We start from the raw sequence: 18205 nt of genomic DNA, 5'->3' as shown, positions 1-18205 counted from the left end.
GGTGAGGCACGCAAGATGTTTCCGCATCGTCATTGCGAGCCAACGGGTCCGCGCAAAGCGCGGTCCGATGACAGGCTCCGCGAAGCAATCCAGAAACTTTCCGCGGAGGGATTCTGGATTGCTTCGTCGCTTCGCTCCTCGCAATGACGATGTGTGAGGCAATGGCGAAGCGTCACACGACGAGAGCCCCTTCGTCGTTGGCACCGTTTGGGTTAAGGTCTCGGCGCAACGCAACCTCTCCGGGCAACGTGACGCGACTGCTTCACCTCATCGTCGGATTTTTTCTCGTCGCGGGTCACACCGCGTCCGCCACGCCGTGCCAATTCGACACGCAGGGCGAAGGCCGCGTCGCCGCGATTGTCGATCCACGCAGCGTGCGTCTGGATGACGGTCGCGAAATCCGCCTCACCGGGATCGAGGCGACATCGACGACGAAGCAGGCGCTGACATCGTTGCTCACCGGTCGCGACGTCGCACTGCGAAGCGCCGACGACACGCCCGACCGCTACGGAAGGCAAGGCGCCATCCTGTTCATCGGCGAGAGCGACACCTCGGTGCAGGCGGCGTTGCTCGCCCAAGGCGACGCCCTCGTCTCCGGCGAAATCGCCGACAAGGACTGCGCAGCCGCCCTGATGGGGGCGGAGGCCGAGGCGAGGCGCCAAAAAAAGGGCAACTGGGCTGACCCGTCAGCCATAAAAAACGCGGAAAGTTCGGACGATATTTTGTCCGGGATCGGGCGCTTTATGGTGGTCGAGGGCAAAGTCCTGTCGGTCCGGCAAGCTGGGGCAGTGACCTACCTCAACTTCGGACGGAACTGGACTCGCGGCTTTGCCGTGACTATTTCAAAGCGCACGCTGCCGGCGTTCGAAAGCGCCGGGATTACCCTTAAGTCCCTGGAAAATCGACGTGTTCGCGTCCGGGGCTGGGTTGAGGGGACTGCGGGGCCGCGTATCGATGTGCGTCTCTTGGGACAGGTTGAATTGCTGGGCGCAAACGAGCCTATTGGGGTAAGGCCCTAAAGGGCCGGGCACGGGTTAAGCGACGTGAATGGGGTGCTAGAACGGCACAAGACGGTTGAAGGCCGCCGCCTGCGGGCTGCGCCGGCTGTGCTTTGCCTCGTGCTGGGCACCGCCCTTGCCGGTTGCGGGGACATGAACCGGTTCCAGACCGCGGCCGCCCCGCCGACGGTCGCGATGCCGAAACCCAAGCCGGCTGTCGCGCAGACCCCCGCCACCGAAAAGGAGCACGAGCGCATCCTGGCGAGCTATGGCGGCACCTATGACGACCCCCGGCTCGAATCACTCGTCAGCAAGACCGTCGACCGACTGGTCGCCGCGTCCGACCGCCCCGACCAGGGTTACAAGGTCACCATTCTCAATTCCGGCGCGGTGAACGCGTTCGCGCTGCCGAACGGCCAGCTCTATGTCACGCGCGGGTTGCTCGCGCTCGCGAGCGATACGTCGGAATTGTCCTCCGTGCTCAGCCACGAGATGGCGCATGTGCTGTCCAAGCACGCGGCGATGCGCGAGGACCAGGCCCGCCAGGCCGCGATCGTCACCCGTGTCGTTACCGACATGAGCAACGATCCCGACCTCACCGCGCTGGCGCTCGCCAAGACCAAGCTCACCATGGCGAGCTTCTCGCGCAACCAGGAGTTCGAGGCCGACGGCATCGGCGTCGGCATCTCCGCCAAGGCGCATTTCGACCCTTACGGCGCCGCGCGTTTCCTTTCGGCGATGGAACGCAATGCCGAGCTGAAAGCCGGCAAGACTTCGCTCGACCCGCGCGCACAGGATTTCACCTCGTCGCACCCGGCAACGCCGGAGCGCGTGCAAAACGCACAGACCATCGCGCGGCAATATGCAGCGCCCGAAGGCGCCGAGCGCGACCGCGAGAGCTATCTCGCCGCGATCGACAATCTCGTCTATGGCGAAGACCCCAGCGAAGGCTTTGTCCGCGGCCGCCGCTTCCTGCATCCGAAGCTCGGCTTCACCTTTCAGGCGCCGGACAATTTCACGCTCGACAACACCGCGCAGGCGGTGATCGGCGTGCGCGACGGCGGTTCGCAGGCGATGCGCTTCGACGTGGTGCGCGTACCGGGCGAGCAGTCGCTCGGCGATTACCTCAATTCAGGCTGGATGGAGGGCGTCGAGAAGGCGTCCACCGAGGACATCACCATCAACGGCTTCCCGGCCGCGTCCGCCACCGCCAAGGGCGACCAGTGGCAGTTCAAGGTCTATGCATTGCGGTTCGGCAGCGACGTCTACCGCTTCATCTTCGCGACAAGACAGAAGTCGACCGAGAGCGAGCGAAACGCGCGCGAGACCGTCAATTCATTCCGCCGCCTGACGCTCGACGAGATCCAGGCCGCGCGCCCGCTGCGCATCAAGGTCATCACCGTGCAGCCGGGCGACACCGTGGATTCGCTGTCGCACCGCATGGCCGGCGTCGATCACCCCGCCGAGCGCTTCCGCGTGCTGAACGGCCTCGACCGCACCGCCCAGGTGAAGGTGCGCGACCGCGTGAAGATCGTCGCGGATTGACTCGCGCCAAGCGCGCGTCATCCCGGGGCGCGCTTAGCGCGAACCCGGGATCTTGAGCCACGAAGAGACCTGCTCTGCCGCCCTACCGCGCCTTCTCCTTCAAATACGCGATGATATCGGCGCGATCCTGCGCGTCCGGCACGTCGAAGAACACCTTGGTTTCCGGCACCATGGCCTGCGGTCCGGCCAGCCATTTGTCGAGATTGTCCTCGGTCCCGACGATCCCCGAGCTCTTCAGATCGGCGGAGTAATCATAGCCGGGAACGCTGCCCGCCTTGCGACCGACCACGCCCTTGTGCATCGGGCCGACCGCGTTCTCGTTGATCGCGTGACAATCCGCGCAGCCCTTGTAGAGCATCTGGCCGCGCGCGACATTTCCGGTGGCGTGGGCGAGTCCGGTCGAGCAGAGGATCGCGAGGGCAGCAAAGGCGAGGCTTGCACAGCTTCGCTGGCGGACGGGATTGGACCGGACGTTCATGGGATCTCCTGCTTGCGTCACCGCAAACAGGATTGTCCGGCCTGAAATTTATTCCCGTCCGCGAGACGCGGTTTTAAGCGCCCGCGTCCATGTCGCCGGCCTCGCGCTGGCCGCTGAGCCAGAGCGCGAGCAGCGTCCAGAACGCGCCGGAGAGCAGATAGGCACCCGAAGCGATGACGCCGAGATTGGTGGCGAGCAGCAGTGCGACCAGCGGCGCGAAGCCGGCGCCGAACAGCCAGGCCATGTCGGAGGTCAGCGCCGAGGCGGTGTAGCGATAGGCCTGGCGGAAATTCGAGGCGATCGCACCCGAGGACTGGCCGAATGACAGGCCGAGCAGGATGAAGCCGATCACCATGTAGATGGTCTCACCGAACGCGCCGGCGTCGAGCAGCTGCGGAGCAAAGCCGCTGTAGATCGCGATCGCGATCGCCGATCCCATCAGCAGCGACTTGCGGCCGACGCGGTCGGCAATGATGCCGGAGGCGACGATCGCGGCGACGCCGAACACGGCGGCGACGATCTCGATGATCAGGAAGCGCACCGGGCTTTCGCGGGTGAACAGGAACACCCATGACAGCGGGAACACCGTAACCATGTGGAACAGCGCGAAGCTTGCGAGCGGCGCGAACGCGCCGAGCATGATGTTCTGGCCTTCGCGCGCGACCGTCTCGGAGATGCGCGAGGGCTGCAATTCGCGGGTCTCGAACAGCGAGGCATATTCCTCGGTCGTCACCATGCGCAGGCGGGCGAACAGCGCCACCACGTTGATGGCGAAGGCGACGAAGAACGGATAGCGCCAGCCCCAGTCGAAGAAATCGTCGGCCGAGAGGTTACCGGCGAAATAGGCGAACAGCGCGCTCGCCACGATCAGCCCGAGCGGGGCGCCGAGCTGCGGCACCATCGCGTACCAGCCGCGCTTGGAGGCCGGCGCATTCAGCGCCAGCAGCGAGGCCATGCCGTCCCAGGCGCCGCCCCAGGCCAGACCCTGCGCGATACGCGCCAGCGCCAGCAGCCAGATCGCGGCGCTGCCGATCTCGTGATAGCCGGGCAGGAACGCCAGCGCCACGGTGGCGGTGCCGAGCAGGAACAGGGCCGAGACCAGCTTGGCCGTCTTGCCGTACTCCCGGTCGACCGTCATGAAAATGACGGTTCCGATCGGCCGGGCCATGAAGGCCAGCGCGAACACCATGAAGGAATAAAGGGTGCCGGTCAGCTCGCTGGTGAACGGGAACACCAGACGCGGGAACACGATCACCGAGGCGATCGCGAACACGAAGAAGTCGAAGAATTCCGAAGTGCGGCCGATGATGACGCCGATGGCGATCTCGCCGGGACTGGCCTGGTCGTGGCCGTGCTCGCCCGAGTGGAGGTCTGCCATTGCGGGGGTCTGTGCCGTCGCCATTCGTGCGCCCTTAACGTCCTGAAAACCAAAGCCGACCGCCCGGCGGGAGGCCAGGCGATCCCGCCCTGTCTGGCCCAACATTCCGCAGTGCAACATTGGACAAATTGTCCAATGTCCCGATTGCTGCGCCGCAGCTACCCGTTGGCCCCGCAAAGGAAACTCATTCTCATAAGGCTCGGCCCGTGTCCCGTCTCAAGATCCTGGCGCTGCTACCTCTGGCAGTTGCGCTCAGTGGCTGCAACTACGTCGTGCTGGCGCCAGCCGGCGACATCGCTGCCCAGCAGCGCGACCTCGTCATCATCTCCACCGTCCTGATGCTCCTGATCGTCGTCCCCGTGATGGCGCTGACGGTGCTGTTCGCCTGGCGCTACCGCCAGTCCAACACCTCGGCCCGCTACGAGCCGGAATGGGATCACTCGACCAAGCTCGAGCTGGTGATCTGGTCGGCGCCGCTGCTGATCATCATCTGCCTGGGCGCGCTGACCTGGATGGGCACGCATCTGCTCGACCCCTATCGCAACATCGGCCGCATCCATGCGGAGCGCGCCGTGGACCAGTCCAAGGCTCCGCTTGAGGTCGATGTCGTCGCGCTCGACTGGAAGTGGCTCTTCATCTACCCCGACTACGGCATCGCCACCGTCAACGAACTCGCCGCGCCGGTCGATCGTCCGATCAACTTCCACATCACCGCGTCCTCGGTGATGAACTCGTTCTACATTCCCGCGCTCGCCGGACAGATCTACGCGATGCCGGGCATGGAGACGTCGCTCCACGCCGTGATCAACCACGCCGGCACCTATAAGGGCTTCTCGGCGAACTACAGCGGCGCCGGTTTCTCCGGCATGCACTTCAACTTCCACGGTCTCGACGACAAGGGCTTTGACGCCTGGGTCGCGCAGGCCAAGTCAGCCGGCGGCTCGCTCGGCCGCGCCGAATATCTCCAGCTCGAGAAACCGAGCCAGAACGAGCCCGTACGCCGCTGGGGCACGGTCGATGCCGATCTCTACCGCCTGATCCTCAACATGTGCGTCGAGACCGGCAAGATGTGCCAGAGCGAGATGATGGCGATCGACGCCAAGGGTGGCAACGGCCATGAGGGCCTGAACAACACGCTGCCGCTGGCCTACGACAAATACGCCCGCCGCGGCACCGTCCTCGGGCCCGAGCCGACCTTCGTCGCCGGCACCTGCACGCCGGAGGCGCCGCAGGGCCAGACCACTGCGTCGATCAAGGCCCCCCTCGACACCGCGCCACTTACCGGCGCCGGCCTGAAGCGGCCGACCTTCGCGCCGCTGAAGTCCTCGTCCTTCTTCCTCGGACAGCGTCCGAAGTCAGACTCCTAAAGAGAGCTCGCATGTCTCCTGATCTTCTCAAGCTCATCTTCGGCCGACTCGGCATCGAGTCGCTGCCACTGCACGAGCCGATCGTCGTCGGCACCTTCGCAGTAGTCGCGCTCGGCGGCGCCACGCTGCTCGCCGGCCTCACCTATTTCCGCCTGTGGGGCTACCTCTGGCGCGAATGGTTCACCACGGTGGACCACAAGCGCATCGGCATCATGTACATGATCCTCGGCATCGTGATGCTGCTCCGCGGCTTCGCGGACGCGCTGATGATGCGCGGCCAGCAGATGCTCGCCTTCAACGGCTCCGAAGGCTATCTCAACGCCCATCACTACGACCAGGTCTTCACCGCCCACGGCGTGATCATGATCTTCTTCGTGGCGATGCCGCTGGTCACCGGCCTGATGAACTACGTGGTGCCGCTGCAGATCGGCGCGCGCGACGTGTCGTTCCCGTTCCTGAACAATTTCAGCTTCTGGATGACGGTCGGCGGCGCGGTGCTGGTGATGGCCTCGCTGTTCATCGGTGAATTCGCCCGCACCGGCTGGCTGGCTTATCCGCCGCTGTCGAACATCGGCTACAGTCCTGACGTCGGCGTCGACTATTACATCTGGGCGCTACAGGTCGCGGGTGTCGGCACGACGTTATCCGGCATCAATCTGATCTGTACCATCGTCAAGCTGCGTTGCCCCGGCATGAGCATGATGAAGATGCCGGTGTTCACCTGGACCTCGCTCTGCACCAACATCCTGATCGTCGCCTCCTTCCCCGTCCTGACCGTCGTGCTCGCGCTGCTCTCGCTCGATCGCTACGTCGGCACCAACTTCTTCACGAACGATTTCGGCGGCAGCCCGATGATGTACGTGAACCTGATCTGGATCTGGGGCCATCCCGAGGTCTACATCCTGGTTCTCCCGGCGTTCGGCATCTTCTCGGAAGTCACCTCGACCTTCTCCGGCAAGCGGCTGTTCGGCTACACCTCGATGGTCTACGCCACTGTCGTCATCACCATCCTGTCGTACCTGGTGTGGCTGCACCACTTCTTCACGATGGGTTCGGGCGCCAGCGTCAACTCGTTCTTCGGCATCACCACGATGATCATCTCGATCCCAACGGGCGCGAAGATGTTCAACTGGCTGTTCACGATGTATCGCGGCCGTATCCGCTACGAGCTGCCGATGATGTGGACCGTCGCCTTCATGCTGACCTTCGTGCTCGGCGGCATGACCGGCGTGCTGCTCGCGGTGCCGCCGGCCGACTTCGTGCTGCACAACAGCCTGTTCCTGATCGCGCATTTCCACAACGTGATCATCGGCGGCGTGGTGTTCGGCGCGTTCGCCGGCATCAATTACTGGTTCCCGAAGGCGTTCGGCTTCAAGCTCGACGTGTTCTGGGGCAAGCTGTCGTTCTGGTTCTGGGTGGTCGGCTTCTACCTCGCCTTCATGCCGCTCTATGTGCTCGGCCTGATGGGCGTGACCCGCCGCCTGCGTGTGTTCGACGATCCGTCCCTGCAGATCTGGTTCGTCATCGCCGCGATCGGCGCCGGCCTCGTCTTCCTCGGCATCCTCAGCATGCTGATGCAGTTCGCGGTCAGCTTCCTCAAGCGCGAGCAGCTCAAGGACGTCACCGGCGATCCCTGGGACGCGCGCACGCTGGAATGGGCGACCTCCTCGCCCCCGCCGGACTACAACTTCGCCTTCACCCCCGTCGTTCACGACAATGACGCGTGGTGGGACATGAAGAAGCGCGGCTATCAGCGTCCGCTCACCGGATTCAAGCCCATCCACATGCCCAGCAGCACCGGCACCGGAATCATCCTCGCCGGCCTCGCCACCGCGATGGGATTCGGCCTGATCTGGTACATCTGGTGGCTGGCGGCTGCGAGCTTCATCGCGATGCTCGTCGTCGGGATCGGTCACACCTTCAACTATCACCGCGACTTCGACATTCCGGCTGAGGACGTCATCCGGACCGAGGACGCGCGCACCAAACTGCTCGCCGGAGCCAAGTAAATGACCGTCTCTGTCAATCCCTCGCAGACCGGCGAGCCGCTCTTCTATCTCGCCGACGAACACCCGCATCCGGAAGGCTACAGCACCTCGCTCGGCTTCTGGATCTACCTGATGAGCGATTGTCTCATCTTCGCGATGCTGTTCGCCGCTTTCGGCGTGCTCGGCGGCAACTACGCCGCCGGCCCCGCGCCGAAGGACCTGTTCGACCTCGACCTGGTCGCGGTGAACACCTCGATGCTGCTGCTGTCGTCGATCACCTATGGCTTCGCCATGTTGACCATGCAGCAGAACAAGGTCGCGCAGACGCAGATGTGGCTGGCGATCACCGGCCTGTTCGGCCTCGCCTTCATCGGCATCGAGCTCACCGAGTTCGCCCACATGATCCACGAAGGCGCGACGCCCCAGCGCAGCGCCTTCCTGTCCTCCTTCTTCACCCTGGTCGGCACCCACGGCCTGCACGTCTCCTGCGGCCTGATCTGGCTGGTGACGCTGATGGTGCAGGTCAAGAAGTTCGGCCTGATCGAAGCCAACCGCCGCCGCCTGATGTGCCTGTCGATGTTCTGGCACTTCCTCGACGTGGTCTGGATCGGCGTCTTCACCTTCGTCTATCTCCTGGGAGTTCTGCGATGAACACCGATACCCACGCCGCCCACGCGGGCGACCATCACCACGACGACGGCCACGCCCACAGCACGTTCTCGGGCTACATGCTCGGCTTCGTGCTCTCGGTGGTACTCACCGCGATCCCGTTCTGGCTGGTGATGAGCGGCGCGCTGCCAAGCAAGCAGATCACCGCGCTGGTCATCATGGCCTTCGCGGTCGTGCAGATCGTCGTGCACATGATCTACTTCCTGCACATGAACACCAAGTCCGAGAACGGCTGGAGCATGATGGCGCTGATCTTCACCATCGTCATGGTGGTGATCGCACTGTCCGGTTCGCTGTGGGTGATGAACCACCTCAACAGCAACATGATGCCGATCCACGAGATGACGGGAATGAAGTGAGCGATCTCGTGAGCCACAAGGATAACAAGACGCGCAGCTCCACCAGGGCTGCGCGTCCGTCCCTGTGGCTCACGGTCCTCTCGCTCATTGCCTTCGTCATTCTCATCGCGCTCGGTATCTGGCAGATCGAGCGCCGCGCCTGGAAGCTGGCGCTGATCGACCGCGTCGAGCAGCGCGTCCATGCTCCGGCCCAGCCGATCCCCTCGCCCGCTTCGTGGCCCACCGTTACCCGCGCAGACGACGAATACCGGCACGTCAGCGTGTCCGGACGCTTCCTGAACGACCGCGAGACGCTGGTTCAGGCCGTCACCGAGGAAGGTCCCGGCTATTGGGTGCTGACGCCGCTTCAGCGCGACGACGGCACGCAGGTCCTAGTCAATCGCGGCTTCGTGCCGTCCGAGCGGCGCGACGCATCGACGCGCCAAAGTGGCAATCCTGACGGCGAGGTCGCGATCACCGGCCTTCTGCGCATGACCGAGCCGAAGGGCGGCTTCCTCCGCAACAACGTGCCCCAGCACAACCGCTGGTATTCGCGCGATGTCGCCGCGATCTCGGCGGCAAGCGGCCTGACCGAGGCCGCCCCCTTCTTCATCGATGCCGACGCCGGATCACAATCCGGCCAAGGTCCCATCGGTGGATTGACCGTGGTCCGCTTTCCCAATAACCACCTGATCTACGCGCTGACGTGGTTTGCCTTGGCTTTCATGCTGGCCGGCAGGCTTTTCGTCACATTCGGCGGCGGGCTGTTCCGCCGCAAACGCTTCGTCCACGAACCGGATGGCGGCCCAGATGCCTCCGCCCGCAGGACGGGATCAGATGCTGGAAAGATCGTCGAGCAGACCTGACGACGGGAAGACCATTTCCCAGATGCTTGCCGGCGGCGAACTCGCCGTCACGCTGCAATCGCAGGCTGACGCGCGCAGCGAATTGATCGGCGCCACACCCACCGACGACGAGACCAACCGCAAGAACATGGCGCTGTTGATCCAGCTGCGCTGGACCGCGGTGGTCGGACAGATCGTGACCATCGGCGGCGCGCATTTCGGGCTCGGCATTCCCCTGCCCCTGGAGCGGATGGGCGCGGTGATCGGCGCACTGGTGCTGCTCAACGTCTCCAGCCTGGTGTGGGTCCGCCATCGCGCCGCGATCTCCAGCAACGAGCTGCTGGTCGCGCTGATGCTCGACGTCGCGGCTCTCACCGCGCAGCTCTATCTCAGCGGCGGCGCCACCAATCCCTTCACCTCGCTGTTCCTGCTCCAGGTGACGCTGGCGGCCGTGCTGCTCGACGCCCGTTCGACCTGGTCGCTGGTCGCGCTGACCTGCGCATGCTTCGTCTGGTTGACGCTGGCCTACCGGCCGCTCGACCTGCCGCCGAACCCGCTCAGCGAGACCTACACGCTCACCGTGGCCGGCATGCTGCTGGGCTTCGCGCTCAACGCCGTGCTGCTGGTGGTGTTCGTCACCCGCATCAACAGGAATCTGCGCGAGCGCGACGCGCATCTGGCGGCGCTGCGCCAGCATGCGGCCGAGCAGGACCACATCGTCCGCATGGGCCTGCTCGCTTCCGGTGCCGCGCATGAGCTCGGCACGCCGCTCGCCTCGCTCTCGGTGATCCTCAGCGACTGGCGCCGCATGCCCGACCTCGCCGCCGATCAGGAGCTCGCCGAGGATCTTTCGCAGATGGAGACCTCGCTGCAGCGCTGCAAGTCGATCGTGACGGGCATCCTGGTCTCGGCCGGCGAAGCACGCGGCGAGGGCTCGTCGCCGACCACGGTGACGGCCTTCGTGACGGCGCTGGTGGAGGAGTGGCGCGACGCGCGCTCGGTGCGCACGCTCTATTTCGTCAACACCTTTGGCGAGGACGTCGCGATCGTCTCGGACATCGCGCTGAAGCAGGTCATCTTCAACGTGCTCGACAACGCCTACGAGGTCTCACGCGAGTGGGTGGAGCTGCTGGCCGAGCGCGAGGGCGACAATCTCGTGCTGTCGATCTCCGACCGCGGCCCGGGCTTTGCGCCGGAGATGCTGTCGCAGCTCGGAAAACCCTATCACTCCAGCAAGGGCCGCGCCGGCGGCGGACTCGGCCTGTTCCTGGTGGTGAACGTGGTGCGCAAGCTGGGTGGCAGCGTCACCGCCGAGAACCACAGGAAGCGCGGCGCCACCGTGCGCCTGACACTGCCGCTCGCCACGCTCGCGATCGGAGGCAGCTTTGACGCCTGACCGTTCGCTCATCGTCGTCGAGGACGACGAAGGTTTTGCGCGCACGCTGAAACGCTCGTTCGAGCGCCGCGGCTACGATGTCGTGCTCGCTGGCTCAATTGAAGACGTGCGCAAGGTGCTGGAGGAGCGCTCCTTCGGCCATGCCGTGGTCGACCTCAAGCTCGGCGGCGCCTCTGGCCTCGCCTGCGTCGAGCTGCTGCACACGCACGATCCTGACATGCTGATCGTGGTGCTGACCGGATTCGCCAGCATCTCCACCGCCGTCGAGGCGATCAAGCTGGGCGCCTGCCACTATCTCGCAAAGCCCTCGAACACCGACGACATCGAGGCCGCCTTCCACAAGGCCGAAGGCAATGCCGAGGTCGCACTCGATGCCCGCCCGACCTCGATCAAGACGCTGGAATGGGAACGCATCCACCAGACGCTGATCGAGACGGATTTTAACATTTCGGAAGCGGCGCGGAGGCTGGGGATGCACCGCAGGACGCTGGCGCGGAAGCTCGAGAAGCGGCCGGTGAAATGACCTATCGTCCCGGGCTCGCGCGGTACGCGCCCCGGGACGACACGGAGTGTGTCACTCCGCTTCTGCGAACCAAGCGCTGCCGCCAGTTTTCCCACCTCCGGCAGTGCCGTAGCCCGGATGAGCGAAGCGACATCCGGGGCGTCAGCATCGGCGGAAAACCCGCTCCCGGATATCGCTTCGCTCATCTGGGCTACAAAAAGATCTACTTCGTCACTTCGCCCCGAGACGTAACCGTGATGTCGATACCCTCCTGATCGAAGCGGGCATTGACGTCGAAGCGGCAGGGCTTGGTCGCCCAGCATTCCGTCCGCCACGTTGTCAGGTCGCTGTAGCTGTCAGCGATGGCGAAGATGTCATTGGGCTTTGAGAGCAGCGTCGCACCGAGATGGTAAGACACGCGCGCCGGAAGGGACGCGGCCATGTCGAGGCTCAGCCGATTGGCGCCATCGGGATAATCCTGGACCCATCGCCGCTTCCAGCTGACGCTGCATGCACCGTCGGGAAGCTTTGCGGTCGGAAGCATGAAGTCGACGATGGGGTAGCCGCCGGCGACATCGCTGTCCTCACCGCCGGTCTTCGACAGGATGGCGGTATCCGGAAACGATCCATCTTCCCTGCCCCACATGTGGACGGCGCGGGTGACGATCCGGTAGCCGTCGGGGACAAGCCGCGCTGGCAGGCCTGATGTCACGGGCTCGGCAAGGCACGCGGCGCGAAAAGCCGTCAACACATTGACGAGGCCACGCAGATCGGCGGCGTTTTCATATCTGAACACGATGCGTTCGGCCGATGCAGCATGAAGCGTGATGCAACAGAGGAGGACGCTGGACTGAAGGACGCAGAGGATCGACTTGGCCATGGCTGTGGAAGCTGCCTGGAGCACTGCTCTCATCAGTGCCCGCGGATAGGCTCCCGGTTCACCGGGATCGATGATCGAGGCCACGGACAAACAAAAAGCCCGGCCGAGCGGCCGGGCTTTTGATCTGCTGCGATCGACGCGAGAGGCTTACGCCGCCTCGTCGGCGACGGTGGTGTCGTCGCCATCGGTATCGTCGGCATCGCCCTCGGCATCCGTCTCGCCTTCGCCGTCGGCGGCTTCCGCCTTGGCATTGGTACGGCGCGGGCTCTTGGCGAGCTGGGCCTCGATCTCCTTGACCGCTTCGGTCTCGGTCGAGTGCTGCACCACCGCGATCTCGCGGGACAGACGATCGAGCGCCGCTTCATAGAGCTGGCGTTCGCTGTACGACTGCTCCGGCTGCGACTCCGAGCGATAGAGGTCGCGCACGACTTCCGCGATCGCGACGATGTCGCCCGAGTTGATCTTCGCTTCGTATTCCTGGGCGCGGCGCGACCACATGGTGCGCTTGACGCGGGCACGGCCCTTCAGCGTCTCGAGCGCCTTCTTGACGAGGGCGGGCTCGGACAGCTTGCGCATGCCGACGTTGGCGACCTTGGCGGTCGGAACGCGGAGCGTCATCTTGTCCTTGATGAAGTTGATGACGAACAGCTCGAGCTTCGCACCCGCGATCTCCTGCTCCTCGATGGCCAGGATCTGGCCGACGCCGTGAGCGGGATAGACGACGAATTCGTTGGCTTTGAAGCCCTGACGCTGGGTCACGACCTTCTTTTCCTCGACCTTCGGCGCAGCGGCGGCCGGCTTCACGGCCGGCTTGGCAGCAACAGGAGCCTTGGCAGGAGCAGCAGCAACGGGAGCCTTCGGCGCAGCGGGCTTGGCAGCGGGAGCTTTGGCGACAGCAGGCTTGGCAACGGTCGCTTTCGCGGCCGGTTTGGCAGTCTTGTTAGGCATTGCGCTTCTTTTGTTCTTCGAGGACTTTGCAGCCGGCGCCTTCGTCGCGGTCCGACCCTTGGATGCGCTACGGCTGGCCGCGGCGACTTTTTTGGCCTCCTTATGGGAAGCCCTCGCTGAAGTACTCTTTTTACGCGTTTTCTGTGACACAGCCTGCGCGCGGAAACTGCCACGCCCCTGTTCGACATTTTGGTTTCACGGGAACCCAACGGGGCCAACTGGGCTGACGGGGTTCGGCTCAATGTGCCCAATATAGCACATTTCCCGCAAAAATCAATGATTTAGGGGTCTTAAGGGCTGGTTTTCGGCGCTGACGAAGGTATTAGGGTTAAGTTTGCGACGGAATTTAGTCACCGGAGCCAGGGTTCGGAGAAAAATATTTCTCGAACTTACCTTCCTGACCGTCGAATTCCTTCGCGTCCGGGGGTGATTCTTTCTTCTGGGTGATGTTCGGCCAGCTCTTGGCGTAGTCGGCGTTGACCTGGAGCCACTTTTCGAGGCCCGGTTCCGTGTCCGGCTTGATGGCGTCGGCGGGGCATTCCGGCTCGCACACGCCGCAGTCGATGCACTCGTCAGGATGGATGACGAGCATGTTGTCGCCCTCGTAGAAACAGTCGACCGGGCAGACCTCGACGCAGTCGGTGTACTTGCACTTGATGCAGTTTTCAGTGACGACGTAAGTCATCCAACGCTCCGAAAAGCTCTTTTAAAAGTCGCGGCTTGCGTAGCGCGGATGGCTCGGCGCTGCAAGGTCGGGAAGCCCCGATCATGACGGCTTTATGTGTTTGATCGACCAAGAAATGAACGCGAAGCGCAATTAATTGCGATTTGCTTCGCTGAGCTCCTCGTAGAGCACGCGGGCCGAGGCGGCATCGCCGCGGCGCTCGTTGAAGCCTGTGACTTTCAACACGCGCACGGTGCGATCGAGTGCGACGGTGATGACATCGCCGATCTTGATCGCATGCCCCGGTGATTTCTCACGCGTGCCGTTGACGCGGACATGGCCGGACTCGACGAGCTCGGCCGCGGAGGTGCGCGCCTTCACCACCCGCGCGTGCCACAGCCATTTGTCGATGCGCTGCCGCTCGGTCGTGGGATCACTCCTTGCGACCCGAGAGCTGCTCTTTCAGCGCGGCGAGCTTTGCGAAGGGCGAGTTCGGATCGGCGGGACGATCGCGCTCGCGCGGATTCGCGCTCGATGCGTAGGGACGCAGCGACGGACCACCCTGACGATCGCGACCCTTGTCGCGGTCGCGGCCACGATTGTCGCGGCCCTTGTCGCGATCTCCGCCGAACTTCTTGTTGTCGCGGTTGCGATCGCGATCCTTGTCGCGGTCCTTGCCCTGGAAACTGCGGTTGCGATCGTCGCGGCGCTCACCGCCCTCGCCGCCTTCACGCGGCTTGCGGAAGTCTTTGCCGCCGTCGCGGCGATGGCCACCGCCGTGACGATGGCGCTCACCGCGCTTCTCGCCATCGGCCGATTGCGCAGCCTCGCCTTCAGCGGGCGCGGCACCGGCCTCAGCACCCGCCTGCGGCCGCTGGTTGTTGTGGTGACGCTGGTGACGATGGCGCTCGTGGCGTGGCTTGCGGTCCTCGTGACGGCCACCCGGACGCCAGACTTCGACGAGTTCCGGCTCAGCGGGCGCCGCGGCAGCCTCAGCCGCGTCGGGGGATGCAGCGGCTTCCGTCGCAGCAGTCTCCGCGGGAGCGGCTTCGGCAGCAGGCTCTGCGGGCGCAGCGGCCTCTTCGACCGGCGGTGCGATGCCGGGGGCATCTTCCGGCGTGACGGGGGCTTCGGGAGAGGCTTCGAGCGCCGGCTCTTCCTGCGCGGGCTCGTCGTGCTGCTCCATGCCGGGCGCGTCTTCGACGGTCACAGGCTCGCCGGCGGCTTCGATGGCCGTCTCTGCAGAGGCAGCAGCCTCCTCGGTCGCAGGTGCCTCAGAAGAAGCCTCAGCAGCCGGCGTCTCGGCAGCAGCAGGCGCTGCGGGCTTCACCGGCAGCGGCGGACGCTTCTCCATGCGATAGCCGAGCGCACGCAGCACCGAGGCAAAGTCCTCGCCGGCGGAGCCGGTGAGCGAAGTCATCGCCTGCGTCACCACGAAGCTGCGGCCGTCGAACGCGCCGGCGGGCTTTTCGCCGGGCGAGTTCTCGCGCCAGGCCAAAGCGGGGCGGATCAGATCGGCAAGACGCTCCAGAATGTCGACGCGCACGGCGCGCTCGCCGGCCTGCTTGTAGCCGAGCACGCGATAGGCATCGCGCGGCAGCTGCTTGTCGACCGGGAACGAGGTGCGGCCTGAAGACGCCAGATGCTGCGCGCCCGAGAGCGAGGACAGATCGACATTGTCCTGCTTCAGCGCCCACAGCAGCGCGGCCAGCGCACGCGCGGCGGGCTTCAAGAGGCCGGGGAAATAGATGTGATAGGCGCCGAAGCGGACGCCGTATTTGCGCAGCGTCGCGCGCGAGGGCTGGTCGAGATCCTTCAGCTCGTTGGCGATCTTCGGACGCTCGAGCACGCCGAGCGCCTCGACGAGCTGATAGGCGATGCCGCGGGCAATGCCGGTGACGTCCTCGGCCTTCGACAGCTCGAACATCGGCCCGAGCAGCTTTTCGATATGCGTCTTGAGCCAGAGGTCGAGCCGGGCCTGCACCTTCTCACGGGGCGCACCGGTCAGCCGCTCGTCCGAGATGATGCGGATGCGCGGATGCAGCGCCTCCTCTGCGGCGGACAGTCGCGCCACGGCATCGCCGGTCCAGCGGATGGTGCCTTCCGAGGTCAGTACGAACTGGTCGTCCGGTGCGTTGCCCAGTTTTTCGGCGCGCGTGTTGATCTCGCCGGCGAGCACCGCTTGGGCTGCAGCCTGCAAGGCTTTCGCATCGGAGCCGGCTTCCGCCGCATCCGGTGCAAAGGTGAAGCCATCGAGGCGGCCGATGACATGGCCTTCGACGATGACTTCGCCGGTCTTGCCGATTTCAGTATTCAAGCTCGTGTTCTCCCGCAGGCGGCGCATCAATACACTGGTCCGGCGATCAACGAAACGCTCAGTCAAGCGTTCATGGAGCGCATCCGATAATTTATTTTCGACCTCGCGGGCGATCCCCTGCCAGCGTTCCGGGCCTTTCAGCCAGTCCGGGCGGTTGGCGACGAAGGTCCAGGTGCGAATCTGCGCGATCCGGGCCGACAGCGTGTCGATGTCGCCGTCGATGCGGTCGGCCTGATCGACCTGGGCCGCGAACCAGGAATCGGGGATGCAGCCCTTCCGCATCAGGAAGCCGTAGAGCGTGGTGACGAGCTCGGCATGGGCCGCCGGCGACAGTTTCCGGTAATCCGGGACCTGGCAGGCCTCCCAGAGCCGCTCCACGGCGGCCTTGCCATGCGCGATATCGCGCACCTCGGCGTCGCGGGCGGCATGGTCGAGCACGCGCATGTCCTCGGCGATGGGGGCGCGCGTCAGCGCCTCATGGCCGGGGGAAAGGTTCAGCGACACCTGCAGCGCACCGAGCGAGGCGAAATCCAGCTTCGAATTGCGCCATTGCAGCATCTTCACGCTGTCGAAGGTGTGGTTCTGAAGCGCGTTGACCAGCTCGGGCTCGAACGGGGCGCAGCGGCCGGTGGTGCCGAAGGTGCCGTTGCGCGTGGCGCGGCCGGCGCGGCCGGCGATCTGCGCGAATTCGGCCGGCGTCAGGCGGCGGAACTGGTAGCCGTCGAACTTGCGGTCGGAGGCGAAGGCGACGTGGTCGACGTCGAGATTGAGGCCCATGCCGACGGCGTCGGTGGCGACGAGATAGTCCACGTCGCCGTTCTGGAACATCTCGACCTGCGCATTGCGCGTGCGGGGGCTAAGCGATCCCAGCACCACGGCGGCGCCGCCATGCTGGCGCTTGATCAGCTCGGCGATGGCGTAGACCTCGTCGGCGGAGAACGCGACGATGGCGGTGCGGCGCGGCTGGCGCGTGATCTTGCGGTCGCCGGCAAATTCAAGCTGCGACAGGCGCGGCCGCGTGATCATGGACACGCCCGGCAACAGCCGCTCGATGATCGGGCGCATGGTGGCTGCGCCCAGCAGCAGCGTCTCGTCGCGGCCGCGGCGGTTGAGGATGCGGTCGGTGAAGACGTGGCCGCGTTCCAGGTCGGCGGCGATCTGGACCTCGTCCACGGCAAGGAACGACACGTCGATGTCGCGCGGCATCGCCTCGACGGTGGAGACCCAATAGCGCGGGTTCTTCGGCTTGATCTTCTCCTCGCCCGTGATCAGCGCGACGGCTTCGCTACCGACCCGCGCTGCGATCTTGTTGTAGACCTCGCGCGCGAGCAGGCGCAGCGGCAGCCCGATCATCCCCGAGGGATGCGCCAGCATCCGCTCGATGGCGAGATGGGTCTTGCCGGTGTTGGTCGGCCCGAGCACCGCAGTGACGCCCGCGCCGGGTGCGCGCTCGGAAGCGAAGGGGGAGGGAGAGAAGGCCATGTCTGGGGGATTAGGTAGTGGCGATTTGGGCGAATGTCAGTGCTGTTCTGATCCTCATCCTGAGGAGCGCTTCAGCGCGTCTCGAAGGATGAAGGCCCGGCTGGCGCCGCAGAGGGCGCCGGGCCCCTCGCCCTTCGAGACGGCCGCTGGCGCGGCCTCCTCAGGGTGAGGGGTTCAAGCAGCGGCGAGAGGGCATCGAAGTGTCGGCTATGTGTCCGAACGCGGCCCGTCCGCCGAGCCACACCTGCCGCGGCGTACTGGATGCCCCGGTCAAGCCGGGGCATGACAGCGGAGTGTGTGGGGAGCATCCCCCAAATCCCGCGCAACTGTCTCACTTTGCGACGCTTTTCCCGTTCTCTTTAAGCTTCGGAACGACTCTAGAACGAATCGCGGCCGAATCGCAGACTCCC

Annotated in this window: 16 protein-coding genes; 9 read left to right on the top strand and 7 right to left on the bottom strand. The window is 64.9% G+C overall.

Going from position 1 to position 18205, the window contains the following annotated elements; all coding sequences use genetic code 11:
- Nucleotides 1-143: 143 nt before the first annotated feature.
- Both VGR99_RS28490 and VGR99_RS28485 read left to right on the top strand, forming a co-directional pair.
- Nucleotides 144-1019, top strand: coding sequence for a thermonuclease family protein (locus VGR99_RS28490; RefSeq protein WP_414645196.1), 876 nt, complete (start codon nucleotides 144-146; stop codon nucleotides 1017-1019).
- A 132-nt stretch (nucleotides 1020-1151) separates the two neighbouring features.
- Nucleotides 1152-2543 (top strand): M48 family metalloprotease, encoded by a 1392-nt coding sequence (locus VGR99_RS28485; RefSeq protein WP_326903280.1) that lies wholly within the window; start codon nucleotides 1152-1154, stop codon nucleotides 2541-2543.
- 82 nt (nucleotides 2544-2625) lie between these two features.
- Here VGR99_RS28485 and VGR99_RS28480 read toward each other — a convergent pair whose 3' ends face one another.
- Both VGR99_RS28480 and VGR99_RS28475 read right to left on the bottom strand, forming a co-directional pair.
- Nucleotides 2626-3021 carry a c-type cytochrome gene (locus VGR99_RS28480; RefSeq protein WP_326903279.1) on the bottom strand — a complete coding sequence of 132 codons (396 nt, stop codon included), beginning with the start codon at nucleotides 3019-3021 and terminating at the stop codon, nucleotides 2626-2628.
- Nucleotides 3022-3094: 73 nt separating this feature from the next.
- Nucleotides 3095-4423 carry an MFS transporter gene (locus VGR99_RS28475; RefSeq protein WP_326903278.1) on the bottom strand — a complete coding sequence of 443 codons (1329 nt, stop codon included), beginning with the start codon at nucleotides 4421-4423 and terminating at the stop codon, nucleotides 3095-3097.
- Nucleotides 4424-4605: 182 nt separating this feature from the next.
- On the opposite strand from VGR99_RS28475, the gene cyoA reads away from it, so the two are divergent.
- The 7 genes from cyoA to VGR99_RS28440 are packed head-to-tail and all read left to right on the top strand — an operon-like array spanning nucleotide 4606 to nucleotide 11525.
- Nucleotides 4606-5766, top strand: coding sequence for a ubiquinol oxidase subunit II (gene cyoA / locus VGR99_RS28470; protein ID WP_326903277.1), 1161 nt, complete (start codon nucleotides 4606-4608; stop codon nucleotides 5764-5766).
- Between the two features lie 11 nt (nucleotides 5767-5777).
- Nucleotides 5778-7775 (top strand): cytochrome o ubiquinol oxidase subunit I, encoded by a 1998-nt coding sequence (cyoB, locus tag VGR99_RS28465; RefSeq protein WP_326903276.1) that lies wholly within the window; start codon nucleotides 5778-5780, stop codon nucleotides 7773-7775.
- A complete protein-coding gene (gene cyoC, locus VGR99_RS28460) occupies nucleotides 7776-8405 on the top strand; it encodes a cytochrome o ubiquinol oxidase subunit III (protein ID WP_326903275.1) in 630 nt (209 codons plus the stop codon). It abuts the gene before it with no gap.
- Nucleotides 8402-8782 carry a cytochrome o ubiquinol oxidase subunit IV gene (cyoD, locus tag VGR99_RS28455; protein ID WP_326903274.1) on the top strand — a complete coding sequence of 127 codons (381 nt, stop codon included), beginning with the start codon at nucleotides 8402-8404 and terminating at the stop codon, nucleotides 8780-8782. Before cyoC ends, cyoD begins: the two co-directional genes overlap by 4 nt.
- Before the next feature lie 8 nt (nucleotides 8783-8790).
- Entirely contained in the window at nucleotides 8791-9627 is an 837-nt protein-coding gene (locus tag VGR99_RS28450; protein ID WP_326903273.1) for an SURF1 family protein, read from the top strand.
- Nucleotides 9599-11002 (top strand): ATP-binding protein, encoded by a 1404-nt coding sequence (locus tag VGR99_RS28445; RefSeq protein WP_326903272.1) that lies wholly within the window; start codon nucleotides 9599-9601, stop codon nucleotides 11000-11002. Before VGR99_RS28450 ends, VGR99_RS28445 begins: the two co-directional genes overlap by 29 nt.
- Complete coding sequence (locus tag VGR99_RS28440; protein WP_326903271.1) at nucleotides 10992-11525, top strand: response regulator transcription factor; 534 nt, start codon at nucleotides 10992-10994, stop codon at nucleotides 11523-11525. Before VGR99_RS28445 ends, VGR99_RS28440 begins: the two co-directional genes overlap by 11 nt.
- A 202-nt stretch (nucleotides 11526-11727) precedes the next feature.
- Here VGR99_RS28440 and VGR99_RS28435 read toward each other — a convergent pair whose 3' ends face one another.
- From VGR99_RS28435 to VGR99_RS28415, 5 genes are all read right to left on the bottom strand, one after another.
- On the bottom strand, nucleotides 11728-12300 hold the full coding sequence (locus VGR99_RS28435; protein WP_326903270.1) for a hypothetical protein: 573 nt from the start codon (nucleotides 12298-12300) through the stop codon (nucleotides 11728-11730).
- Between the two features lie 231 nt (nucleotides 12301-12531).
- Nucleotides 12532-13332, bottom strand: a complete 801-nt coding sequence (locus VGR99_RS28430; protein WP_326903269.1) for a CarD family transcriptional regulator — start codon at nucleotides 13330-13332, stop codon at nucleotides 12532-12534.
- Nucleotides 13333-13678: 346 nt separating this feature from the next.
- The gene (fdxA, locus tag VGR99_RS28425) at nucleotides 13679-14017 is read right to left on the bottom strand and encodes a ferredoxin FdxA (protein ID WP_014490375.1); all 339 of its coding nucleotides are present in this window, start codon (nucleotides 14015-14017) and stop codon (nucleotides 13679-13681) included.
- 132 nt (nucleotides 14018-14149) lie between these two features.
- A complete protein-coding gene (locus VGR99_RS28420; protein WP_212030331.1) occupies nucleotides 14150-14407 on the bottom strand; it encodes an RNA-binding S4 domain-containing protein in 258 nt (85 codons plus the stop codon).
- A 22-nt stretch (nucleotides 14408-14429) separates the two neighbouring features.
- Entirely contained in the window at nucleotides 14430-17795 is a 3366-nt protein-coding gene (locus VGR99_RS28415; protein WP_326903268.1) for a helicase-related protein, read from the bottom strand.
- Between the last annotated feature and the right edge of the window lie 410 nt (nucleotides 17796-18205).

The organism is Bradyrhizobium sp., assembly GCF_035935975.1.
Taxonomy (GTDB): Bacteria; Pseudomonadota; Alphaproteobacteria; order Rhizobiales; family Xanthobacteraceae; genus Bradyrhizobium.
Note: the sequence above shows the minus strand (reverse complement) of the source record. Positions and strands in the feature narration are given on the sequence as shown.